Source organism: Sphingobacterium tenebrionis, assembly GCF_037126265.1.
GTDB classification, from domain to species: Bacteria; Bacteroidota; Bacteroidia; order Sphingobacteriales; family Sphingobacteriaceae; genus Sphingobacterium; species Sphingobacterium tenebrionis.
The window spans coordinates 51,307-73,513 of record NZ_JAYLLN010000001.1; the positions used below are offsets into that span (position 1 = coordinate 51,307).

The 22,207-nt window shown below is 40.7% G+C and carries 26 protein-coding genes; 15 read left to right on the top strand and 11 right to left on the bottom strand.

The features are described from left to right. Positions 1–2 precede the first annotated feature (2 nt). Together VJ786_RS00240 and VJ786_RS00245 are read left to right on the top strand one after the other, a co-directional pair. Positions 3–569, top strand: a complete 567-nt coding sequence (locus VJ786_RS00240) for a hypothetical protein (protein ID WP_099365126.1) — start codon at positions 3–5, stop codon at positions 567–569. Next, entirely contained in the window at positions 566–1,054 is a 489-nt protein-coding gene (locus tag VJ786_RS00245; protein ID WP_134778342.1) for a GNAT family N-acetyltransferase, read from the top strand. The genes VJ786_RS00240 and VJ786_RS00245 overlap by 4 nt, the downstream gene beginning before the upstream one ends. 4 nt (positions 1,055–1,058) lie before the next feature. Here the strand turns inward: VJ786_RS00245 and VJ786_RS00250 are convergent, their stop codons facing one another. Continuing rightward, positions 1,059–2,366 carry a M20/M25/M40 family metallo-hydrolase gene (locus tag VJ786_RS00250; RefSeq protein ID WP_099365124.1) on the bottom strand — a complete coding sequence of 436 codons (1,308 nt, stop codon included), beginning with the start codon at positions 2,364–2,366 and terminating at the stop codon, positions 1,059–1,061. 124 nt (positions 2,367–2,490) lie between these two features. Here VJ786_RS00250 and VJ786_RS00255 point away from each other — a divergent pair, with 124 nt between their 5' ends. The 3 genes from VJ786_RS00255 to VJ786_RS00265 all read left to right on the top strand — a co-directional run bounded on the left by VJ786_RS00255 (position 2,491) and on the right by VJ786_RS00265 (position 5,010). Further along, positions 2,491–2,805, top strand: a complete 315-nt coding sequence (locus VJ786_RS00255; protein WP_099365123.1) for a rhodanese-like domain-containing protein — start codon at positions 2,491–2,493, stop codon at positions 2,803–2,805. Positions 2,806–3,004: 199 nt separating this feature from the next. Further along, positions 3,005–4,429, top strand: a complete 1,425-nt coding sequence (locus tag VJ786_RS00260) for a Glu/Leu/Phe/Val family dehydrogenase (RefSeq protein ID WP_099365122.1) — start codon at positions 3,005–3,007, stop codon at positions 4,427–4,429. Positions 4,430–4,761: 332 nt separating this feature from the next. Continuing rightward, positions 4,762–5,010 carry a DUF6358 family protein gene (locus VJ786_RS00265; protein ID WP_099365120.1) on the top strand — a complete coding sequence of 83 codons (249 nt, stop codon included), beginning with the start codon at positions 4,762–4,764 and terminating at the stop codon, positions 5,008–5,010. Between the two features lie 23 nt (positions 5,011–5,033). On the opposite strand, the gene gcvT is transcribed toward VJ786_RS00265, so the two are convergent. The 5 genes from gcvT to VJ786_RS00290 all read right to left on the bottom strand — a co-directional run bounded on the left by gcvT (position 5,034) and on the right by VJ786_RS00290 (position 8,406). Further along, positions 5,034–6,113: a glycine cleavage system aminomethyltransferase GcvT gene (gcvT, locus tag VJ786_RS00270; protein ID WP_134778341.1), complete on the bottom strand. Its 1,080-nt coding sequence runs from the start codon at positions 6,111–6,113 to the stop codon at positions 5,034–5,036. An 81-nt stretch (positions 6,114–6,194) separates the two neighbouring features. Continuing rightward, the gene (locus tag VJ786_RS00275) at positions 6,195–6,878 is read right to left on the bottom strand and encodes a pseudouridine synthase (protein ID WP_336556973.1); all 684 of its coding nucleotides are present in this window, start codon (positions 6,876–6,878) and stop codon (positions 6,195–6,197) included. Further along, the gene (locus VJ786_RS00280) at positions 6,878–7,246 is read right to left on the bottom strand and encodes a DUF4359 domain-containing protein (RefSeq protein ID WP_099365117.1); all 369 of its coding nucleotides are present in this window, start codon (positions 7,244–7,246) and stop codon (positions 6,878–6,880) included. The genes VJ786_RS00275 and VJ786_RS00280 overlap by 1 nt, the downstream gene beginning before the upstream one ends. A gap of 31 nt (positions 7,247–7,277) precedes the next feature. Further along, on the bottom strand, positions 7,278–7,757 hold the full coding sequence (locus tag VJ786_RS00285) for a DUF4112 domain-containing protein (protein ID WP_099365116.1): 480 nt from the start codon (positions 7,755–7,757) through the stop codon (positions 7,278–7,280). A 1-nt stretch (position 7,758) separates the two neighbouring features. Next, positions 7,759–8,406 (bottom strand): SIMPL domain-containing protein, encoded by a 648-nt coding sequence (locus VJ786_RS00290; protein WP_336556974.1) that lies wholly within the window; start codon positions 8,404–8,406, stop codon positions 7,759–7,761. 215 nt (positions 8,407–8,621) lie between these two features. Here VJ786_RS00290 and VJ786_RS00295 point away from each other — a divergent pair, with 215 nt between their 5' ends. Beyond that, positions 8,622–8,813, top strand: a complete 192-nt coding sequence (locus tag VJ786_RS00295) for a cold-shock protein (protein WP_099365114.1) — start codon at positions 8,622–8,624, stop codon at positions 8,811–8,813. An 84-nt stretch (positions 8,814–8,897) separates the two neighbouring features. Here the strand turns inward: VJ786_RS00295 and recO are convergent, their stop codons facing one another. Next, entirely contained in the window at positions 8,898–9,614 is a 717-nt protein-coding gene (recO, locus tag VJ786_RS00300; protein WP_099365113.1) for a DNA repair protein RecO, read from the bottom strand. Between the two features lie 5 nt (positions 9,615–9,619). Next, complete coding sequence (locus VJ786_RS00305; RefSeq protein ID WP_099365112.1) at positions 9,620–9,862, bottom strand: cytochrome b family protein; 243 nt, start codon at positions 9,860–9,862, stop codon at positions 9,620–9,622. A 204-nt stretch (positions 9,863–10,066) separates the two neighbouring features. Between VJ786_RS00305 and rpmB the strand changes: the two genes are divergently transcribed. From rpmB to VJ786_RS00340, 7 genes are all read left to right on the top strand, one after another. Further along, positions 10,067–10,300: a 50S ribosomal protein L28 gene (rpmB, locus tag VJ786_RS00310; RefSeq protein WP_093100019.1), complete on the top strand. Its 234-nt coding sequence runs from the start codon at positions 10,067–10,069 to the stop codon at positions 10,298–10,300. 74 nt (positions 10,301–10,374) lie between these two features. Beyond that, entirely contained in the window at positions 10,375–10,557 is a 183-nt protein-coding gene (rpmG, locus tag VJ786_RS00315) for a 50S ribosomal protein L33 (RefSeq protein ID WP_002998409.1), read from the top strand. 42 nt (positions 10,558–10,599) lie between these two features. Further along, positions 10,600–10,761 carry a DUF4295 domain-containing protein gene (locus tag VJ786_RS00320; RefSeq protein ID WP_099365111.1) on the top strand — a complete coding sequence of 54 codons (162 nt, stop codon included), beginning with the start codon at positions 10,600–10,602 and terminating at the stop codon, positions 10,759–10,761. A gap of 143 nt (positions 10,762–10,904) precedes the next feature. After that, positions 10,905–11,867 carry a signal recognition particle-docking protein FtsY gene (ftsY, locus tag VJ786_RS00325; protein ID WP_336556975.1) on the top strand — a complete coding sequence of 321 codons (963 nt, stop codon included), beginning with the start codon at positions 10,905–10,907 and terminating at the stop codon, positions 11,865–11,867. Between the two features lie 37 nt (positions 11,868–11,904). After that, positions 11,905–13,239, top strand: coding sequence for a 30S ribosomal protein S12 methylthiotransferase RimO (gene rimO, locus VJ786_RS00330; RefSeq protein ID WP_336556976.1), 1,335 nt, complete (start codon positions 11,905–11,907; stop codon positions 13,237–13,239). Between the two features lie 37 nt (positions 13,240–13,276). Next, positions 13,277–14,866, top strand: coding sequence for a bacillithiol biosynthesis cysteine-adding enzyme BshC (bshC, locus tag VJ786_RS00335; protein ID WP_099365108.1), 1,590 nt, complete (start codon positions 13,277–13,279; stop codon positions 14,864–14,866). A 10-nt stretch (positions 14,867–14,876) separates the two neighbouring features. After that, positions 14,877–15,479, top strand: coding sequence for a Crp/Fnr family transcriptional regulator (locus tag VJ786_RS00340; RefSeq protein ID WP_336556977.1), 603 nt, complete (start codon positions 14,877–14,879; stop codon positions 15,477–15,479). A 28-nt stretch (positions 15,480–15,507) separates the two neighbouring features. Here the strand turns inward: VJ786_RS00340 and ctlX are convergent, their stop codons facing one another. Both ctlX and VJ786_RS00350 read right to left on the bottom strand, forming a co-directional pair. Then, complete coding sequence (gene ctlX, locus VJ786_RS00345; protein ID WP_099365107.1) at positions 15,508–16,425, bottom strand: citrulline utilization hydrolase CtlX; 918 nt, start codon at positions 16,423–16,425, stop codon at positions 15,508–15,510. 18 nt (positions 16,426–16,443) lie between these two features. After that, on the bottom strand, positions 16,444–17,358 hold the full coding sequence (locus tag VJ786_RS00350) for a dimethylarginine dimethylaminohydrolase family protein (RefSeq protein WP_336556978.1): 915 nt from the start codon (positions 17,356–17,358) through the stop codon (positions 16,444–16,446). Positions 17,359–17,772: 414 nt separating this feature from the next. Here VJ786_RS00350 and gcvP point away from each other — a divergent pair, with 414 nt between their 5' ends. Both gcvP and VJ786_RS00360 read left to right on the top strand, forming a co-directional pair. Then, positions 17,773–20,646: an aminomethyl-transferring glycine dehydrogenase gene (gcvP, locus tag VJ786_RS00355; RefSeq protein ID WP_336556979.1), complete on the top strand. Its 2,874-nt coding sequence runs from the start codon at positions 17,773–17,775 to the stop codon at positions 20,644–20,646. A 429-nt stretch (positions 20,647–21,075) separates the two neighbouring features. Next, the gene (locus tag VJ786_RS00360; RefSeq protein WP_134778474.1) at positions 21,076–21,354 is read left to right on the top strand and encodes a CBU_0592 family membrane protein; all 279 of its coding nucleotides are present in this window, start codon (positions 21,076–21,078) and stop codon (positions 21,352–21,354) included. Here the strand turns inward: VJ786_RS00360 and VJ786_RS00365 are convergent. Further along, the gene (locus VJ786_RS00365) at positions 21,351–21,950 is read right to left on the bottom strand and encodes a TetR family transcriptional regulator (protein WP_336556980.1); all 600 of its coding nucleotides are present in this window, start codon (positions 21,948–21,950) and stop codon (positions 21,351–21,353) included. The genes VJ786_RS00360 and VJ786_RS00365 overlap by 4 nt on opposite strands. Positions 21,951–22,207 lie beyond the last annotated feature (257 nt).

The following is a 22,207-nucleotide window of genomic DNA, read 5'->3' on the forward strand; positions in this document are numbered from 1 at the left end:
CCATGTCTTCCCACCACATCGTTCGAGAAAACCAAGAGCCTGCTTTATTTATTGGAGATCCACATCTTTTGGCGGATGAATATGTCAATCAATTGTTGGAGTGGAGCCCAACCATTATTACTTTATCTTTCCATTACGAAACGCTTAAATCCAGAGGGATCAAGATCGATGTGCTTTTGAATTCGGAGGAGTTGATTCGGGAGGAATTGGAGGAAAATCTAGTGGTTATTCCTTATTGGGAGGATTATTTGGCGGTGCTTTTCCAATATTTGAAAGAGCGGAAGAATTATGCCGTGAACCTGATTATGGATCAGATAGGTTGCAAGGACCTTCTGCCCTATCTGCCTGATTTCACAGTCAATGTTTTTAATGGATCGTATAAGTTGATCTTCATCAAACAGTATGATAAATGGTTGCCGGAAGGCTATCAATTATGGATCCCTGATTCGGAGTCTCTTCGTATTTCGAACGTGCGATGGATTACTGAAAGCCTATTCGAGGTTGAATCGGATGGTTTTGTAAAGATTGCCCCTTTGTCGGATTACATCATGTTAGGAGAAGAATTATGATTAAGATTATTCCAGCGACCGTAAATGATGCCCGGATCATCCACGAATTGGCCCATGCCATCTGGTATCCGACCTATAAGGATGTGATCAGCCTAGATCAGATTGATTTTATGTTGGAGAAATCCTATACGGAGGAAGCACTTATTGCGGCGATGGAAGCTGATGTTTCCTTTTATATCTTATTAGAAAGAGGCTTTCCGGTGGGTTTCATGTCCTTGGAACCGCAAAAGGAATGTTTACGAATCGGGAAACTTTATCTTTTGCCCAATACGCAGGGAAAGGGATATGGTAAGGTGTTTATTGATTTTGCCGCCGAACAGGCTCTGAAAGCTGGAATTACTGCGCTCGAACTGAATGTCAATAGAAATAATCCGGCTTATGGCTTCTACCTAAAACAGGATTTTGAGGTAGTAGAGTCTGTGGATATCCCCTACTACCAATATGTTCTGAACGATTATGTGATGCGCAAGCCGCTTCAACCCTAATGTATTAATCTCTTAATTTTTCTACACGAGAAGGTGTCTGTTCGCCTTTGATGATCCCTCCCAATCCTGCTGCAATAGCTTCAATACTCGATTTGATATTCTGGATATCCAAGGTTTCTACTTCATCATCCACGGTATGGTAATAGATGTCCTTATCGATCTGGGATGTAGAGAAAGTATGCGCAGGTACGCCCAATGCGGCCAGAACTGCATTATCGCTGCGATAGAATAGGTTCTGTGTTTTGTAAGGATCCGGATGGAACGTAAAAGCGGAACCCTTAAGGTTTTCCTGCATCAGTTTGCCTAAGTTGGAGGCATCATATCCGGTGATGTAAAGGCTGTTCGGCCCAAACTTCGAATCCTTTCCGATCATTTCGATATTGATCATCGCAACGACCTGCTCCGGATTGATGTTATTGGAGAAATATTTTGAACCAAACATACCGATCTCCTCTCCTGTAAAGGCCACAAAAATCAATGTTCTTTCGTTGTTGTCCAGCTTTTTGTAATATCTCGCCAACTCGATCATAGCTGTTGTGCCGGAAGCATCATCATCTGCCCCATTAGCAATAGAATCCTGGTTAACTGCTGGCAGGATGCCAATATGATCGTAATGTGCAGAAATCACTACATATTCATCTGGTTTTGATTTTCCTGGGATAATACCGGCCACATTGAACATGGGATGTTCGGATTCATTAGTTTTTTGAGATATTTTACGGTTTGCTGGAAGTTCATCCGCAATGATAAAGATCTTTCCTTTTGTGGTTTTCGGAGCCTGTTCCTTGAAATAGATGTTTTCTCTGCCCATCATCCGTTTGAATCTGGCCAAGAAAGCAGCATGCGCCTTATCGACCAAGACAATAGCTTGGTTGGTATCCTTTTGTACAATCTCCCGGAATCTTTTGGAGAAATCCTCCTCAGCTGATATTCTCAGTTGTTTGACATCCACATTATCTTGATGGATTTGTGAAGGATAATTTCCAATGATCAGGAATTCCTCTGGTTTAAGAGCTTTCCCATCAAATTCAACCGACTCTTCCCCTTGTTTTTTTCGAAGGACCTTAAAAGATTGTCTGTAATTCGCTTCTGCATAAGGTTTAAGGCCAATACTTTTGAATTCCGAAGCAATAAAATCGGCTGCTTTCTCGATATCCGGAACGGAAAGGGATGATCTTCCTCGCATATCGTCGGAGGCCAGGGTATTCAATATTCTGGTAATATTTTCTTTGCTGCTGATTTCAGTGGTTTGGGCAAAGGATAGCTGGCAGGCCAATCCTACTCCTAACAAGGAAAGTAATAACTGTTTCATGTTTATGGTAATAAAGTGAACAATAATGTCATAATTTAAATTGTAGGTTTGAATTTAAAAATTTGGACAGACATTTGCTGTAAATGTAGCTGTAAAATTAATTATATTTGATAAAAAGCAGATCATGAAAGAAATAAGTGTTCAAGAATTAAAGGATATGATGGATCACAACGTTGAATTCCAATTAATCGACGTACGTGAGCCATTTGAATATGAAGTATCGAACTTAAACGGTGTAAATATCCCATTATCGGGAGTGGTGATTGAAAAGGACAAGATTTCTAAGGATATTCCTGTTGTTATTCAATGCCGTTCTGGAAAGCGTAGTGCACAGGCAGTTATGCTTCTGGAGCAAGAAGGTTATACCAACCTTTCCAATCTTTCAGGCGGAATTTTGGCTTGGAAGGAAGCCTTTGACCCAGAAATGGATGTTTATTAAGAAATAATATTCAAAGGAAATGCCCAAGTATACTTGGGCATTTTTGTTTTTATAGATTTTCATTGAAGTTCTGTTAAAATAATTTAGGCTTTATTAAAAAAAGATTAAAAATGATGTTTTCTGAGGCTTTGTTGTTATAAAAATTTTAAAAGAACTAACTTTATAATATTATACCAAAATGTAAACAAATACATTATTTATGTCTAAAGAAGCCAATATAACACAGAGTTTCTTCCAAGGAGTAGCACGTAATTTTGACAAGGCTGCAAAATTCACCAAATTCTCTCCAGGAATCCTAGATCAGATCAAAGCATGTAATTCAATTTTAAGGGTAAAGTTTCCGGTGAAGATCGGAGATGGCATCGAAGTGATTGAAGCCTATCGTGTACAGCATTCCCATCACAAGCTGCCGTGTAAAGGTGGTATCCGTTTCAGTATGGAAGTAGATCAGGATGAAGTAATGGCTTTAGCCTCCTTAATGACCTACAAATGTGCCATTGTGAATGTGCCTTTTGGAGGTGCCAAGGGAGGTATTAAGATTGATGCCAAGAAGTATAGCGAATATGAGCTAGAAAAGATCACACGTCGTTATACGACAGAATTAGTGAAAAAGAATTTCATTGGTCCGGGTACAGATGTTCCTGCTCCGGATTACGGTACTGGTGCGCGTGAAATGAGCTGGATCGTGGATACTTACACTACTTTAAATCCAAATGAAATCAATGCTCAGGCCTGTGTGACGGGCAAACCTATTTCCCAAGGTGGTGTTCGTGGTCGTACGGAAGCAACGGGTTTAGGGGTTTTCTTCGGTGTTCGCGAAGCATGTAAGGTGCAGGAGGACATGGATGCCTTAGGTTTGACGGTAGGTGTGGAAGACAAAAGGGTAATCGTTCAAGGGTTAGGCAACGTAGGTTATTATGCGGCTAAATTTTTCCAGGAAGCGGGTTCTAAGCTTGTCGGTTTGATCGAATATGAAGGAGCAATCTATTCAGAAGATGGATTGGATTTGGAGGCTGTTGTGGCGCATCGTAAGCAGACAGGGTCTATTTTAAACTTCCCAGGAGCAACCAATATTGAGGAGTCGGCTAAAGGATTGGAATATCCATGTGATATCTTGATCCCTGCGGCTTTGGAGTCTGTTATTCATAAAGGAAATGCGGATAAGATCCAAGCGAAGATCGTTGGTGAGGCGGCAAATGGTCCATTGACACCTGATGCGGACGAAATCTTCTTGAAAAAAGGAATCATGGTAATTCCAGATATCTATCTGAATGCTGGTGGTGTAACGGTTTCCTATTTTGAGTGGTTGAAAAACCTGAGCCATGTGCGTTACGGACGTTTGGAGAAACGCTTCAGCGAAAATATGTATGCTGAGATCCTGAACATCATTGAATCCATGACGAACCAAAAGGTATCTAAATTGGAAAGAAAGATTATTCTAAGAGGCCCTGATGAGGTTGACTTGGTGTATTCAGGATTGGAAGACACCATGATCGGATCGTACCAGGAGATCCATCAGATCTTGAAAAACACAGAAGGAGTGGATGATCTACGGACTGCTGCCTTTATCTGTGCGATCAATAAAGTGGGCGAATCCTATAAAGAATTAGGCATCTTCCCGTAGGTAAGCGTTATTATCCTTACCTTTGTTAGTATGAACAAGATGTTTCACCAGACTAAGCAGGCATTTATGTTTAGTCTGGTTTTTTATGCTTTATCTTTTCTATTGCTACTTTTTAAGGTAGGCATGGCCCCAATTATGTTCAGCATTTCCATGTTGTTGTCTTTGGTATGGGTAGTGCTGGTGCTCATGGAGATTATGAAATCAGGGCGCATATCGAATTCAGAAAGACTTTTATTAGCCCTATTTATCATCGTATTCAATATTGTCGCTGGAATCGTTTATTTTTACCTTTTGAGGGAACGGGTTACCGGCATTAAAATCATAAAAAAGAAATGACAAAGAAATTTATATTAAACATTGTACTGAATTTATTCATCGTATTCTTGGTACTTAGTGGCTGGGCGGCTTTTAACAGCGGGAATATGTTGATCTTGGGGATTTCCATCGCCTTAATGGTTGTTCTGATCTATTTAAAAGTAGTTTTATTGAAGCAGGTGAAGCGAGAGGTAAAAACGAAGCAGAATGAAAGATTCCAACAACAACAGCAAAGTGTAAAGCATAAAAAAGGGGCTAGAAAATAGCCCCTTTTCAATTATAATTTATTCTATTTTACGAAAGGAGGTTTTTTAACCACCGCTTTGATCGGTTGATTACGGATCGAAATAAAGATTTCGGTTCCTTCTTTTGTAAATGCTGTATCCACATAGCCTAAGCCAACAGATTTTTTAAGGGAAGGTGATTGTGTTCCAGATGTAACACGACCAATTTTATTACCTTCTGCATCTACAATCTCATAATCGTGACGAGGAATACCTCTATCGATCATTTCAAATCCTACCAATTTTTGGGATACTCCTTTTTCCTTTTCTGCTTTCAGGTTTTCCGAGTTTACAAAATCCTTGGTGAATTTAGTAACCCATCCCAAACCTGCAGCTAATGGAGAGGTGTTATCGTCGATATCATTTCCATATAAACAGAAACCCATCTCTAAACGTAGGGTATCACGAGCACCTAAACCGATAGGTTTAATGCCATAAGGCTTACCAGCTTCCATGATCGCATTCCATACTTGTTCTGCATGTTTATTGTCCACATAGATCTCGAAACCACCTGCACCAGTGTAACCTGTAGCAGATACCAATACGTTCTCTACACCTGCAAATACCCCTTTTTGGAAGGAGTAATACTCCATTGGTGCCAATTCGATATCTGTTAAACCTTGAAGTGCATCAGCAGCTTTTGGTCCTTGAACGGCGAATAAGGAAGTTTCGTCGGAGATGTCTTTCATCTCTACGCCAAATTCATTGTATTTGCTGATCCAGTTCCAATCCTTCTCGATGTTGGAAGCATTGACAACCAATAGATAGGTCTGATCGTCGATTTTATAGGTTAAGAAGTCATCAACAACACCACCGGTTTCATTCGGAATGTAGCCATACTGTACTTTTCCATCATAAAGTTTGGAAGCATCGTTTGAAGAGATCTTTTGGATGAGGTCTAGGGCTTTTTCGCCTTTTAGGATAAATTCTCCCATGTGGCTCACATCAAACATACCTACGCCCGTGCGCACGGTTTCATGCTCGTCGTTGATACCTGAATATTGCACAGGCATATTAAAACCAGCAAAAGGAACCATCTTAGCACCCAAAGCGATATGTACGTTTGTTAACGCAGTATTTTTCATGATAATTCAATGAGTTTTAGTTCTTACAAAAATAGGAATTTAAACGACAAAAGGACGTTGTTTTACTAAAAGTTAAGTATACTATAGGGAAATATTCAGGATTTGGAGTGCTTTTAGGAATTCAGGTTGCAAATCGGCCTGTATAAGGATCTCTTTTCCGGTTTTTGGATGATTAAACTTCAACTGGCTCGCATGCAAAAGCATGCTGTCATGGTTAAAAGTTTCTTTCCAAAGTTTGTTCTGTTTGTTGCAGCCATGTGGCCGATCTCCGATAATGGGATGGAAAATATGGGCAAAATGCCTTCTAAGCTGGTGCATCCTTCCTGTCTCGGGCATCGCTTTGACCAAACTGTATCTTGATGTGGGGTGTTTTCCGAAAGGAAGATCGATTTCAGCTTTTCTTAGCAGTTGGTAATGGGTCAATGCATCCTGCAGGAGCCCGTTCTCTTTTTTCAGCGGATAGTCAATAGTTCCCTGATCTTCTGGATGGCCTCGCAATATGGCCAGGTATTCCTTTTTGACCAGGTTATTGGCGAAAGCCTGTTGGATAAGGCTGTCCATCTCTTTGTTCAGGGAAAACAAGAGCACCCCACCTGTTTTTCGGTCGAGGCGATGGGCTGGGTAAACGGCCTGTCCAATTTGGTCACGGAGTTTTTGCAGGGCAAATTCTGAGGTGTCGGCAGCAATGGATGAACGATGAACCAAAAGACCATGCGGTTTATTGATCGCGATCAGTTCTTCATCCCGGTAAAGAATCTCTAACATTATTGGTTTTTGAGTACTTCGATCAATTTATCTGCTTTTTCATCCAGTTTAGGGCTTATCCAGACTTGGCCAAAGGCCCCTCCACCCACTATGACCTTCTCTCCATTCCAGTTGATCTTCGACAAAGAAAACAGATAATAATTGGAGGTAGTAGTATAGGAATTGACGAATTCGCGGATCACCTGGTCTCCGAAAAGCATCATGCCCAGTTCTACAGCACCTTTATCTTCGTATTTCAATTGCTTTTGCAAGATATCCTTTGCCTTGGTGCTCAAGGCAGCCTCCATTTTTTCTTTGGAAGGGTTGGTGAATACAGCCGCCAACATGATCACCACTAAGGTAATCGCGAAGATTCTGGTTTTGCTCATGGGGTAAAGTTAATGCTATTTGGGCAGATAACTAAAAAATCAAACCAATTAACCATAAGGTCAATGCATACATCAGGAACAGGAATACCAACACGAAAGCAAATAGGATAATGCCTATGGTCAAAAGAATGCCGACACCAGATCCTTGATGCTTGTTTTCATAATAGTGTTCCCGAAGTAGTTTGATGTTCTTTTCATTTGCCTTGTTGAAAAAATCGAAGATGTTTCCAAGCAAAGGAATGGATCCCAAAATAGCGTCATAGGTTACATTGAGCAACATTTTAATGGTCAGTTTTCCACTTGCCCCGTTTCGGTACATGACCGTTACGAGCACCAGGGAAATGATCAATGTGGCTGCCTGTCCAGCAAATGGGATAAAATTAAGAATGGGGTCTAGGCCAAACTTGAAGTTTCCAATGCGGAAACGACTATCCATTAAAACAGATAGCCGTTCCACCCATTGGAAATCCTGGGATATTCTTTCTTGCTTACTTACGTAGCGATTTTCCATATTATTTTAACTCGAAAACTGCATCAATGTTGCAGGTCAATTTGATAGGACGAATGTTCAGGTCCAAGCCCTCTCCTGCAGCATCCATTTCTGCATTTGCCGTTTTGGCCATGCTGTACATTCTTGGTTGTGGCATGATCTCGTTCCAGTTAACATTACTATTATCATTGATCATTAAGGCCTTCCCTACCGATCCACCATCAGCATTCGCTAATATTTCAGCATTCGTACGGGCATCTTTGACCGCTGCGGTTTTCAATTCCTTTTCGATCTGTCTTTTTTGCGAATGATCATAACCCGAAATCGATGTGCTCTGCAGTCCTTTAGGATCAACTTCTTCCATCATGGTGTTCAGGTTGTTCAAATTAGTTACCTTAATGCGGTACTGTCTAGATTGCAAAAGCTCATTGTTCTTCTTTTTGGTCTCTGCATTATAGCTATAGATGTTCTGGATGGTAAAATCGTCCTTCCTTACACCATTTTTCATGGCCGCATCAAAAAGTTGTTTTTCCAATGTTTCGATACTTACTTTCTTCTTGCTGTTGCCATCTTGGTAATATTCTTTCAATGAGATGGATAAGTAAATGATATCCGGGGTTACTTCTTTTTCTGCATAACCACGAGTTGAAACTCTTCTGCTATTTTCCATAAGTGAATTTTGGGCTTGTGTACTAACAACTGCGGTTAATAAAACAAGGAGTGTTAATATTTTTTTCATATTATTTTTTGTTTCTTTAAGGTGATTGACAAAAACCTTTCCAAAATAGACAGATAAAAATTTAGATTGTTTAAAAGGAAAGGGGAAAAAATTAATTCATTTTTAGAAAAAATATAATATCTTTAAAAAAAACAATAATTAATAACATGCAAGAAGGAGTAGTAAAATTCTTTAATGAAGCCAAAGGTTTCGGTTTCATCATTCCAAATTCTGGCGAAGGTGAAATCTTTGTTCACGTTTCAGGATTAGTAGACAAAGTTCGTGAAAAGGATCATGTGTCTTACGAAGTGGAACAAGGCCGTAAAGGTCTTAACGCGGTAAATGTAAAACTTATCTAAGGAATAGATTCAAAATATATTTATTGTGGCAAAGCTCATTGGTTCATCATCAATGGGCTTTTTCATTTGTAGGGAATGGAAAACTTAACTAAAGATTTCCTCCAAAATGTACAAAGCATTCAATTCGCCAAAATTCTCCGTATGCAAACGATAATAATCGATTATTTTCTGTAATAAATACGATCGATCCTCTTTATTTAGTTTTATTTTGTTACAATCGTTAAAATTTGTTTGCAGTAAATCCCTTAGGATCTGGCTGTAAGGTTCCTGAATGACCTGTACATGCCCAGGTAAAACCGAGGTAAACACCCCCTCTCGAAGATCAAAATAAGGTTTATTGCTGATGGCGGGTCTAAAGCCGAGGTAATGGCTCAATTTCAGGAGGAATACCAGATGGTAGTTGGCAAGTCCTTCAGAACTTTCATCCAACCAGATGATGGCATTTTCCAGAAAATGAAATAACTGTGGATCGGAATGCTGATGACGCAGCACCTTATATAAAACCTCATTGAGGAAAATGGCCAAGGAACTTTTTACGATATCCAAAGGAATGGATCGTAAGGTAGGCACCTGATGCGCCTCTTTTATCCGTTGCAGGCTGCCACCCTCTTTATTATAGACCACCAATTCCAATAAATGCAGGGGTTGCAGCATATTCGTTGGAATCTTGGCCTTAGGCTTCCGAGCGCCATTTATTAAATACGATTGAAGCCCGAGTGCTTCTGTATAAATCTGTGCAACGACAGAGCTCTCCGAATAATTGGTGATCTTTAATGGAATACCCTTGGTTTGGATCAGCATATCCCCTATTCTTTCTCCTGATTCTGTTCTTCCTGTTTTTTATTCCGATCATCGATCAGGGTTTTCCGGTCGATCTTACGAAATATGCGATAGACCAAAAGAACAAATCCATATCCAAACAAGATCACTCCTACGGTCATGAGTATCTTATACCAATGATTTTCGGCTTCCATCAGGTCGTAACTGATGTAAACGGCGATTATCCCGGTAATTGCGAGTGATAATCCTTTAACTAGATATTTATTCATTGTGAATTGTTGAAAACTATTGTTGGCAATAGCTATTAATGCTTATGCAAAATACAGTATTTTTGTTGACTTCTACAGACTCCACAGATATTTTTAAAATATTTCCTAAATTTCTATTGTATTTCCCAAAAGAAATATAGATATTTGCACACTCGTTTCTAAGAGACGTTTACAAATAAGAACAACAATAAAAAATCGAATATCATGTCAAGAATTTGTGATTTAACAGGCAAGACGGCATTAAAAGGAAATAACGTATCTCACTCGAACGTTAAAACTAAACGTAAATTCTATCCTAATTTACAGACTAAACGTTTTTACATTCCTGAAGAAGACCGTTGGATTACATTGAAGGTGTCTACATCAGCAATCAAAACTATCAATAAGAACGGTATTACAGCAGCGATCGATAAATTCATCAAAAAAGGTCATATTTAATAGATAGACGCCTGTTGTATCAACAATAATAAGAATCATGAAATTCACCCGTGAGGGTATAAATAAGTAAGACAATGGCAAAAAAAGGAAATAGAGTACAAGTTATCCTTGAGTGTACTGAACACAAAGAAAGTGGTCTTCCGGGAATGTCTCGTTATATTACCACGAAGAACAAAAAGAACACAACTGAGCGTTTGGAATTGAAGAAATTCAACCCAGTATTGAGAAAAGTAACTGTTCATAAAGAAATTAAGTAATTAACTTTGGATAGCGCGCTATCCTGATAAAAATATAATACCATGGCAAAGAAAGCGGTTGCATCATTACAAAAAGGTGGTGGTAAGGAATACACTAAAGTAGTTATCACTACTAAATCTGCAAAAACTGGCGCTTATACTTTCAAAGAAAGTATGGTACACAACGACAAAGTAAAAGAGGTTGTTGCTGCAGCTACAAAATAAGCAGATCGATATTCCTTTTTTTAAAGTTTTTCTTTAAAAATCTTATTCATAGCCGTTTTGGTATATCCAAAAGGGCTTTTTTAGTATCTCGTATTTCAGTATATTTGGTTCAACATCATCCGGTATTATAACACATTAACATCATGGGATTATTTGATTTTTTCAAGAAGAAACAGGAGACCGTAGAGGCACAAGAGGCCTTGGATAAGGGCTTGGAGAAAACCAAAGAGGGGTTCTTTTCCAAGATCACAAGAGCCGTAGTAGGGAAGTCGACCATTGATGATGATGTGTTGGATAACCTGGAGGAAGTATTGGTGACTTCTGATGTCGGTGTTACCACCACATTGAAAATCGTACACCGTATCCAAAAACGGGTAGCGGAAGATAAATATGTATCTACGGATGATCTTAACCGTTTATTGAAGGATGAGATCCAAGGATTATTGGCCGAGAACAACAGCAATGATTTCGAAACCTTTGAGTATGGAAATCAGAAACCCTATGTGATCATGGTGGTGGGTGTGAATGGCGTTGGCAAAACAACGACCATTGGTAAGTTGGCCCACCAACTGAAAGAAGCAGGAAACAAAGTGGTACTCGGTGCTGCCGATACCTTTAGAGCGGCGGCAGTCGATCAGATCCAGCTTTGGGGAGAACGTGTGGGTGTTCGTGTTGTTGCTCAACCGATGGGGTCCGATCCGGCATCCGTTGCCTATGATACCGTTAAATCGGCGGTAAGTAATGGCGATGATGTAGCGATTATCGATACTGCAGGACGTTTGCACAATAAAGTAGGCTTGATGAACGAGCTGACAAAGATCAAGAATGTGATGCAGAAGGTCATTCCGGATGCTCCGCATGAGATCTTGTTGGTATTGGATGCATCGACGGGCCAAAACGCGATCGAACAGGCAACCCAGTTTACCCAAGCTACCGATGTAAATGCCCTGGCATTGACCAAATTAGATGGAACAGCAAAAGGTGGGGTGGTCATCGGGATTTCAGACCAATTCAAAATACCTGTAAAATATATTGGAGTAGGGGAGAAGATCGGTGATTTACAGTTATTTAACAAAAAAGACTTTGTAGATTCTCTATTCAAATAGGGGTAGATTCTCTATTCATATAGGCTACAACATTCATATGAAAACAAAGAAAGCACAAATCAGTTCAGCGATCCAAAAACCACGCGTCAATGTGGTTACTTTGGGCTGTTCCAAGAATATACACGATAGTGAAGTATTGATGGGTCAATTGAAGGGCAACCAATTAGAGGTTGTTCACGAGGCCAGCAACATCCAATCTTCGGATATCGTGGTCATCAATACCTGTGGATTTATCGATAACGCCAAACAGGAATCCATCGATACGATTCTACAATTCTCCGAATTGAAAGATCAGGGGAAAGTGAACAAGGTGATTGTAACAGGCTGTTTATCCGAACGCTATAAGCCAGAGCTGCAATCGGAGATTCCAAACGTGGATGCCTTTTTCGGCACCAATGATCTTCCGGAATTATTGTCCAGTATCGGAGCGGATTACCGCCACGAATTATTGGGAGAAAGATTATTGACCACGCCTTCCCACTATTCTTATTTCAAGATCGCAGAAGGGTGTAACAGGCCTTGTTCTTTCTGTGCCATTCCTTTAATGCGCGGAAAGCATGTGTCCAAATCCATCGACGACCTGGTAAAGGAAGCTAAATTTTTAGCCTCCAATGGTACCAAAGAATTGATCCTGATTGCTCAGGATCTTACCTATTATGGGTTGGATATTTATGGTAAGCGTAATCTTTCGGACCTGATGCGTCATTTATCGGATGTGGATGGAATCGAATGGATCCGCTTACAATATGCTTATCCTTCTGGATTCCCCATGGATATCCTGGATGCAATGAACGAGCGTTCCAACATCTGTAACTACCTGGATATGCCTTTACAGCATATCTCCGATCATATGTTGACCTCCATGCGCCGCGGTACCAATAAGCAAAAACAGATCGACCTGGTGAACAAAATCAGGGATAAGGTGCCTGATATTGCGTTGAGAACAACCTTGATCTGTGGTTATCCAGGCGAAACAGAAGATGATTTTCAAGAGATGTTGGAATGGGTAGAAGATACCCGTTTCGATCGTTTAGGATGTTTTACCTATTCCCACGAAGAAAAAACCCATGCTTATTCCTTGGAGGACGATGTTCCTGAGGAGGTAAAACAAGAGCGTGTAGACCAGATCATGGAGGTGCAGCAGGAAATTTCCTACGACATCAACCAGACGAAAGTCGGCAAGGAATTTAAGGTCCTGGTGGACCGTGTGGATGGTGATTTCTTTATCGGCCGTACCGAGTACGATTCTCCGGAAGTGGACAACGAAGTGGTATTTGATGCAAAAACAAATTATGCTCGAATAGGAGATTTTGTGCAAGTGAAGGTGGATCGGGCTGAGGACTTCGACCTCTACGGATCTATTGTCAGATAACTTACTCCCTCTTCAATTTAAATAAGACCAGGATTAGATGAAGGCCACTTATATAGACTACAGTGACACCAATAGTTTTTCAAAAACCCTATTGGCCTATTTAGGGAACAATGAAAAATTGGCGCCCTTTTATGGCAATAAGCCTGATATAGCCGGATTTGGGGAGCAGATCAAACTGAAAAAGGGATTTGCTCACCGAGAATTATTGGCCAAGGAACTGAAAGAACAGTATAAGGACCTGTTGGAATCTTCTCCACAGGTGGCCCAACATATTCAATTATTGTCCGATGAAAACACCTTTACGGTAACCACGGGCCATCAATTGAACATCTTTACAGGGCCCCTTTATTTCATCTTCAAGATCGTAACGGCTATCCGTTTAGCAGAGGATCTGAAGAAAGCATACCCCCACAAAGAGTTTGTTCCTGTTTATTGGATGGCTACTGAAGACCACGATTTTGCAGAGATCAACCATACGCGGGTGTATGGCAAAAAGATCGAATGGAACGAAGATGGAGTTTCTGCTACCGGCCGGATGAGCACAGATACCATGGCAGAGGTCGTGAAGCAATACACCAATACGTTTGGATTATCCGATACGGCAACCAAGCTTACCGAGATGGTTCAGGAAGCCTATCTAAAAGGAAGGTCCTTAGCGGATGCCACCCGAGTCTTTGTCAATGAAATCTTCAAAGATTACGGTCTAATTATTATCGATGCTGATAGAAAGGCATTCAAGGAGCTTTTTGCGCCCATCATGACCGAAGATGTCCTACAGGAAAAAAGTTTTAAAGCGATCAACAAGACGTCTGAACAATTGGAGGAGGAGGGTTTTGATACCCAGGTTCATGCGCGGGAAATCAATTTCTTTTACTTAACGGATGAATTCAGGGAGCGTTTGATAAGAACTGAAGACGGACGCTTTGAGGTACTGCATCAGAACCTCTTTTTTACCGAAGCAGAACTCTTGGAAGAGATCAAGAATTTCCCGGAAAGGTTCAGCCCGAACGTGGTCATGCGGCCGATGTACCAAGAGATCATTCTTCCAAACCTGGCCTATATAGGAGGGGGAGCGGAGATTGTTTATTGGTTACAGCTGAAAGCAAATTTTGATCAATATAGCGTACCTTTCCCGATCCTGATCCCGAGGAACTCGGCCATGATCAGCGACGATGGTTTGGCAAGTAAGATCTTCCGGTTGGATTTTACCTTTAAAAGTATATTCAAGCCTTTGAATTCCCTGAAGAATGAATATGTAAAGCGGAAGACCAAACAGCGCTTGCAGCTTCAGGATGAATGGATGGAAATGAATGCCATTTTTGGACGCATCAAGTTAAGGGCCCATAAGATAGACCCCACTTTGGCGGCAAGTACCGATGCGGTAAAGGCAAGGCTGAAGAAGGCCATGAACAACCTGGAGAAGAAATTCCTGAAAGCGGAAAAGAGAAACCACGAAGATGCCTTGATCCAGATCGAGCGCATCAAGGATAGGTTGTTCCCTGGGGGAGGATTACAGGAACGTACCGATAATTTTGCCGTGCTATACCTAAAATACGAGGAAGATTTGGTCAAGGAATTGGTCAAGGCATTCCATCCGTTGGATTTTAAATTCACCATCCTTTATTAGTTTTTTTATCATGACGGAAGAGCAATTAAAAGGCAGTAATTTTTATAGCTACTATAGTGAAAAGGCTGGCTTAACAGATGCTGATTTCCAGGCCCTTCAGCCGTATTATGAACTGAAGGAGCTTTCGCACAATCAGTATGTGATGCGGTCTGGTGAAGTATGCCGTTCCGTGCTGTTCGTGGAAGAAGGTCTCCTGCAGTTTTTATCCCTGGATGAAAAAGGAGGGGAGCATATCCTTCAGTTCGCCCCGGAAAACTGGTTGATCTCCGATCGTTCCAGCATGTACTTTGATGAACCTTCCTTGTATTTCATAAAGGCCATTGAACCCAGCAAAGTGGTGTTCATTCATCCGAATTTCTTTACAGAAGCCGGTAAACTGAATTTTGATTTCAGCATGTTCACCGAAAGGTCATTGCAACGGAGTATCTATTACCTGCAGAAAAGGATCAACTCCTTGCTGGCGATGACCGCTAAAGAGCGCTATCTGGAGTTCATGGAGCTTTATCCAAGCCTTTTGTTACGGGTTCCACAATGGATGATCGCTTCTTATCTAGGCATTACCCCCGAAAGCTTAAGCCGTGTAAGAAGAGAGATCGCTAAAGACAGTTTTTAAGTAGCAAAATAAAGAAGGCAGCGCCATTCTATTCATAGAACAACTCTGCCATCATGCATCTCGCACTTCCGCCACCATATTTCTCAATACTATATAGCGGGGCATGCAGTATTTTCCCATGCTTCTCCAAATGCTTGATCTGCTCCTCATCCAACGCTTCAAATGCCTGACTACTCATACAGATATAGGGCTCCCCATCCGTGTTTTTTACTTCAAGGATATTGCCGGCAAATTGATGCATCTGCTTTTCGCTAATGCGGATGATCTCTTTTCCCGTTTCCTTAAGCTTATCAACAACCAACATCCTTTCCTTTTCTTCCTTGATGCTATCCAGGCAGATCAAACAGAAAGCTGTCCCTACGGACATCATCACGTTGGTATGGTAGATCGGAAGGTATTGGCCATCGACCAACTGAACGGCATGGAAAGCGATGGTTTGATACCCCTGATCTTCGCCGTACTGTTGGAGCACCTGTTCATCCGCACGGTCGGAAATAGAGCAGTAGGCAACCTTGTTCACGCGATCCAAGATCAGGACACCCGTTCCTTCCAGAAATTTGTTCTGATCTTCAAAATGGGTGTAATCCGTTAGTTTGTCAAAGTGATAGCCCAATTTGTCCAATTTTCCCAAGTAGTTCAATGTCCTTTCACGGCGTCTGTTTTCGGCAAACATCGGATAGATTATGGCTTGGTTCTGATGGAAGGAGATCACGTTGTTCGGGAAAAGACTATCGGGCGTATCCTTACTGCCGTCATCTTGAATAACAACAACCTTTATACCTGCGCTTTTTAGCGTGCTCACAAAATTATCAAACTCAGCTAAGGCCAGTTCGGCCAATCGTTTCGATTCGCTATCATCTGATTGGAAATAGTTGTTTACCGCAGTCTCTTCATTTTTTCGAAAGCTGGATGGCCTGACCATCAAGATGCTATCCGTTGTTTGCATATATGATATCTAAAATAATTATCCTCTGTATAAAGGAAGGGTTGAACAGCGCAAAAGTCCCTCTTGTTTACCGATTTCATGGTAGGGAATGGGTTCCACCACAATGCCCTGTTCCGTTAGCCAGTTGTTCAAACGGGTGAACCGCTGCTCGGATACTACTACCTTTTCATCGATAGAGAACACATTGGAGAACATCTGGTACATCTCATCAGCTGTAATATGGAACAGGTTTTCCTTGCCAAATAGCTCAACGAGGTAGGTATAATCTTCCTGATCCAAAAATCCACCCGGATAGATGATCCCTTTATCCTTGCCAACAGGTTGGAAACAGCAATCCAGATGAAGGGCATTCTCCCGGGCATTGCTCATGGACTTGACCAAATTGAATTCTTTTACTTTTTTGCCCGGAAAAAGATCCCGTAAAAATTCGACACCCTTCATGTTGGTCCTGGCCGTATTGTAATCCGCGTAGTCCGCTCCTTTATAGGTACCGATAAAGATATGATCGTTCCAGAGGATAACATCTCCACCTTCCATATGGATATCCTCAGGTGCGGTAATGAGCTTTTCCGAGGGGATTTCTTTGACCAGGTATTGGATAGCTTCCCACTCTTGAGCCCGATCGGGCAGGATATTGGATTTTATAAAATAATCGTCGATCACGAAACCGATATCGCGGGTAAAAATCTGGTTCAGGTTGGGGATAAGCTCAGGACGGTATACCTTGACCTCATAACTTTCAAGAACCGTTTTAAAGGCATCCATTTCTGCTACCATATCGCGTTCGGTGGGGTATGTTCCAGCCAAGATATGTTCCAAAGATTTGGGGTCGTAAGCCTCTTCGGCCTTGGGGGTAGGACCATTTTGATGGGCAATACCCAGGATAACAGCTTTTAATCGGTTTGTTTCATTGTTAACTTGTAGTTTCAGCATAAAATTTTTAATTGGCTTGCGCCTAAATTAACAAAGATTCCTATCATTATTAAAAACGGCGATATTATTATAAATTCTTAATTTTTAAGGCGTTAATGCTGTTATTTCTTTATAGAATGGGCGGTCCTCAATAGCGAAAATGAAAGGAAATTGTTTATTGATTGTCTTTTTTTTAAAGTATAGGTATACATTGATTTACGATAATTCAGGAAGCGTATTGCTGTAAAAACAAGGAATTAACCGCCTTTTTAAAATTCTTGTATCGTATTGGGTTTGAAATTGTTTTGCGCATAAAATTATACGCAATCGTTTGATATAATTATAAAAGTTTTGCGCCCTATTGTGGGTTAAGAAATTCGCTTGAAAAAGCGTATCTTTGCACATCAGTTCCAAAAAGTTACAATAAATACAACAATGAGTAACGTATTTTACCAAGAGAAATTTGAGGATCGCCACAACGGTCCAAGTTCTACGCAAGTAGAAGAGATGTTAACCGTTTTAGGCGTGAGTTCCTTGGACGAGTTGATCGAGCAGACAGTTCCAGCGCAAATTCGTAAGAAAGAGGCATTAAAACTTCCAAAAGCACTTAGCGAAGTGGCTTACCTGGAAAAGATTGCTCAAATCGCAGAGAAGAACAAGGTTTTCAAGTCTTATATCGGTCAAGGGTATAATGATGTGATCCTTCCTGGGGTTATTCAGCGTAACGTGTTTGAAAATCCAGGATGGTATACGCAATATACACCCTACCAAGCGGAAATCGCACAGGGCCGTTTACAGGCTTTGTTGAACTTCCAAACGATGGTGTCTGATCTGACCGGATTGGAAATTGCCAACGCTTCCTTATTGGACGAGGCTACAGCAGCAGCCGAAGGGATGTTCATGTTGTACAGTGCCCGTAAGAACAAGGATGCCAATGTATTTTTGGTAACTCCAAACATCTATCCACAAACATTGGATGTATTGCAAACAAGAGCGGTTCCATTTGGTGTGGAAATCCGCGTAGCAGACCTTACGGTAGAAAATCTTACCGATGAGGTGTTTGCTGCCTTCATCCAATATCCTGCAGCAGATGGTTCCATCGCTGATTATAAAGAATTCACGGCATTTGCCCATGATAAAAACATCACGATCTGTGTTGCTACCGATCTGATGTCATTAGCATTATTGACGCCTCCAGGAGAATGGGGAGCAGATGTGGTGGTAGGGAACTCCCAACGCTTTGGTGTACCAATGGGTTTTGGTGGTCCTCATGCGGCATTCTTTGCTACAAAAGATAGTTTCAAACGTAATATTCCTGGTCGTATCATCGGGGTAACCTCTGATTCGAACGGGGAATACGCTTTGCGTATGGCTTTACAGACCCGTGAGCAACATATCCGTAGAGATAAGGCATCTTCCAATATCTGTACAGCACAGGCATTATTGGCAATTATGGCCTCTTTCTACGCGGTTTACCATGGTCCAAAAGGCATTAAGAACATTGCATCAAGAATCCATGACCTTGCTCGTTTGACTTCTAAAGCCATCCAAGCATTGGGCTATAAACAAACCAACGAAGCTTATTTCGATACCTTACGTTTTGATGTAGCGGATAAGTTTGTGGCGTTGAAGTCTGAGGCGTTGAACAACGAATTGAACTTCTTCTACGGTGAAGGTACCGTAGGGATCTCCATAGACGAAACGACTACTTTCCAAGATGTGGAAACCATCGTAAAGGTATTCGCTAAGGTAATTGGCAAGTCCTTGAACGAAGTGGATGTACAGAGCTTTGTAAACGAATTAGAGGTGGTTATTCCGGAGAGCCTAGAGCGCGCTTCAGAATACCTTACCCACCCTGTTTTCAACAGCTACCACTCTGAAAGTGAGATGCTTCGTTACATCAAATCATTGGAAGCTAAGGATCTTTCTTTATGCCATTCGATGATTCCTTTGGGATCTTGTACGATGAAATTGAATGCAACTACGGAAATGGTTCCTGTAACATGGGCCCGTTTTGGTGGTCTGCATCCATTTGCTCCGGTTGACCAAACAAGTGGTTACATGCAATTGATCAACGAATTGAACGATTGGTTATGTGAGATCACCGGATTTGCAAAAATGTCCTTCCAACCAAACTCTGGTGCACAAGGTGAATATGCTGGATTAATGGTAATCCGTGCTTACCACCATAGCCGTGGAGATTTTGATAGAGATATCTGTTTGATCCCTGCTTCGGCACACGGTACCAACCCTGCATCTGCTTCTATGGCCGGATTGAAAGTGGTTGTGGTAAAATGTGATGAACGTGGAAACATTGATGTGGAAGACCTTAAGGCAAAAGCAACAGAGCATGCTGCTAAGTTGAACTCGTTAATGGTGACTTATCCATCTACCCACGGTGTATTTGAAGAGCCTATTGTAGAGATCTGTAATATCATCCATGAAAATGGTGGTCAGGTCTATATGGATGGTGCGAACATGAATGCGCAGGTTGGATTGACCAGCCCAGGTTATATTGGTGCAGACGTTTGTCACTTGAACCTGCACAAAACTTTCTGTATTCCACATGGTGGTGGTGGTCCTGGTATGGGTCCTATCGGTGTGGCAGCACACTTGGTACCATTCTTACCTAACCATGAGGTTATTGAGATCTCTGGCGAGGAAGGTATTTCCGCAGTTTCTGCGGCTCCATTCGGTTCGGCTTCCATCTTGGTTATCTCCCATGCCTACATCGCTATGATGGGCGGAGAAGGCCTGACAGAGGCTACCAAAACAGCGATCTTAAATGCCAACTATATCAAAGCTCGTTTAGAGCAACATTATCCGGTATTGTATGCGGGTGCCAACGGTCGTTGTGCGCACGAGATGATCTTGGATTGTCGTTCTTTCAAAAACGTAGGTATTGAAGTAGCTGATATCGCAAAACGTTTAATGGACTATGGATTCCATGCCCCAACGGTTTCTTTCCCTGTGGCAGGTACCTTAATGGTTGAACCAACTGAGTCGGAATCTAAACCAGAATTAGATCGTTTCTGTGATGCCTTGATCGCTATCCGTAAAGAAATTGCTGCGGTTGAAAATGGCGATGCGGATCAAAAAGACAACGTACTTAAGCATGCGCCACATACAGCGCGCGTAGTAACTGGTGATGAGTGGGATAGACCTTATTCCCGTCAGACTGCAGCTTATCCAATCGAATATTTGAGAGTGAATAAATTCTGGCCTTCTGTAGGTAGGGTGAATGATTCTCAAGGAGACAGAACCTTGATCTGTTCTTGTCCTCCAATCGAAGCTTACGCGGAAGCATAAGCTTAGGTAAAATAAAATTTTATTAGAAAAGGTGTCTTTTATAGGCACCTTTTTTCGTTTCTAGGTAATCTTATATTAAATCTTAGTCAATAATCTTGGCATTCTTCTAATCCTAATAATCAATTGGTAATTTGAAAATGTATTGTTTGTAATTCTTGGGTTGCTAACCCAAAAATCATATGTTTTCCTATGGTAAAACCATGATTTCGCTGTAAAATCACGGTTATAATATGCTTAAAGCATGTTTTAATATGCACAACATAGGATTTACATACTTTCACCATGCTTTCACTATGGTTTCGGAGCGAAGCAAATTTGATTTGACACCCTGAAATTTCAGTTTAGTTTAAGAAAACTTAATATAACCTTCACTCCAACGAAAAGGTTAAAGGTTATTTTGGTTTATTTAAAACTGGAGAGATGATGAACATGGTGAATTTTGTAGCATTAATTGGCTGGATTGGGGTTTCCTGCTGTACAATAGGCTTTTTGTTGTTAAACCTTAAATTGATTTCATTCGATTCCTGGAAATATCAAATGATCAACATTGTTGGTGGATTGGGATTAGTGACAAGTGCATTATATTTTAGGGATCTGCCAAATATCACTTCCAATTCCATGTGGGTAATTATTGCTGGGTTTGGGCTTTATAAAAGCTTTAATGCTCGTAAACTGGCTAAACGGAAAAAGACTTTACAGGTGAATTAGTCAATAGACAGACCAAGTGTTTGATAGGCATAGTTTTTATATTCCAATAGTTTCTTTTCGTATTCCTCCTTTTCAGAAATAAGGCTTAGGTAATAGTAGGCACCATCTACCATGATGTAAATTAAATCTGCAGTTTTCTCTGTCGATGGTAGGTTGACTATCCCCGCCTCATTACATTTATCCAGCACCTCTTTTAAATGGCTTCTCAGGGAGTCCTGGAGGTTTTTGAATTTCATTTTTATAAGCTTATCCCGGAACCCCAAGGCATAACAACTGTAAAATACGCTGTCATTGAATAAAGAATTCCAAGATTTGAATAGTTTATGGATAAGTTCTATTAAAAATGATCCCAAATCATGATCTTCTATTTTTTTTCGATTATAAATAACCAAGTATTTCTCTAAAATATAATCGATCAAGGAATAAGTTAATTCCTCTTTATTTTTGAAATAGTGTATGATCAAACTTGGGTTTACATTCATTTCGGAAGCGATCTTAGCAATAGACGTATTTTCTAGGCCTTCCTTTTTTGCTACGGCATAATATTTTTTTATAATCTCTTTTTGACGCTCGTCTTTTAAGCTATTCCTTCCCATTAAAAATAGATTTTTTGAATGACTGTTCAGTTAATAAATGTCGCAATAAATATCAATACAATATTTGATATTTCGTATACTAATTCTGTATTGATTTTCACAAAACAATGGTTTACAGTAGTATATATTTGTTTTATTAGCTGCTTAATCATTTTTTTAACCCACTGAAATTCCCAAATCACATAATCTTCATTTTCAAATAATATTGAATTAATACAATTGTTTTAGGTTTGATTGTTGAATGAATGTTCAATTAA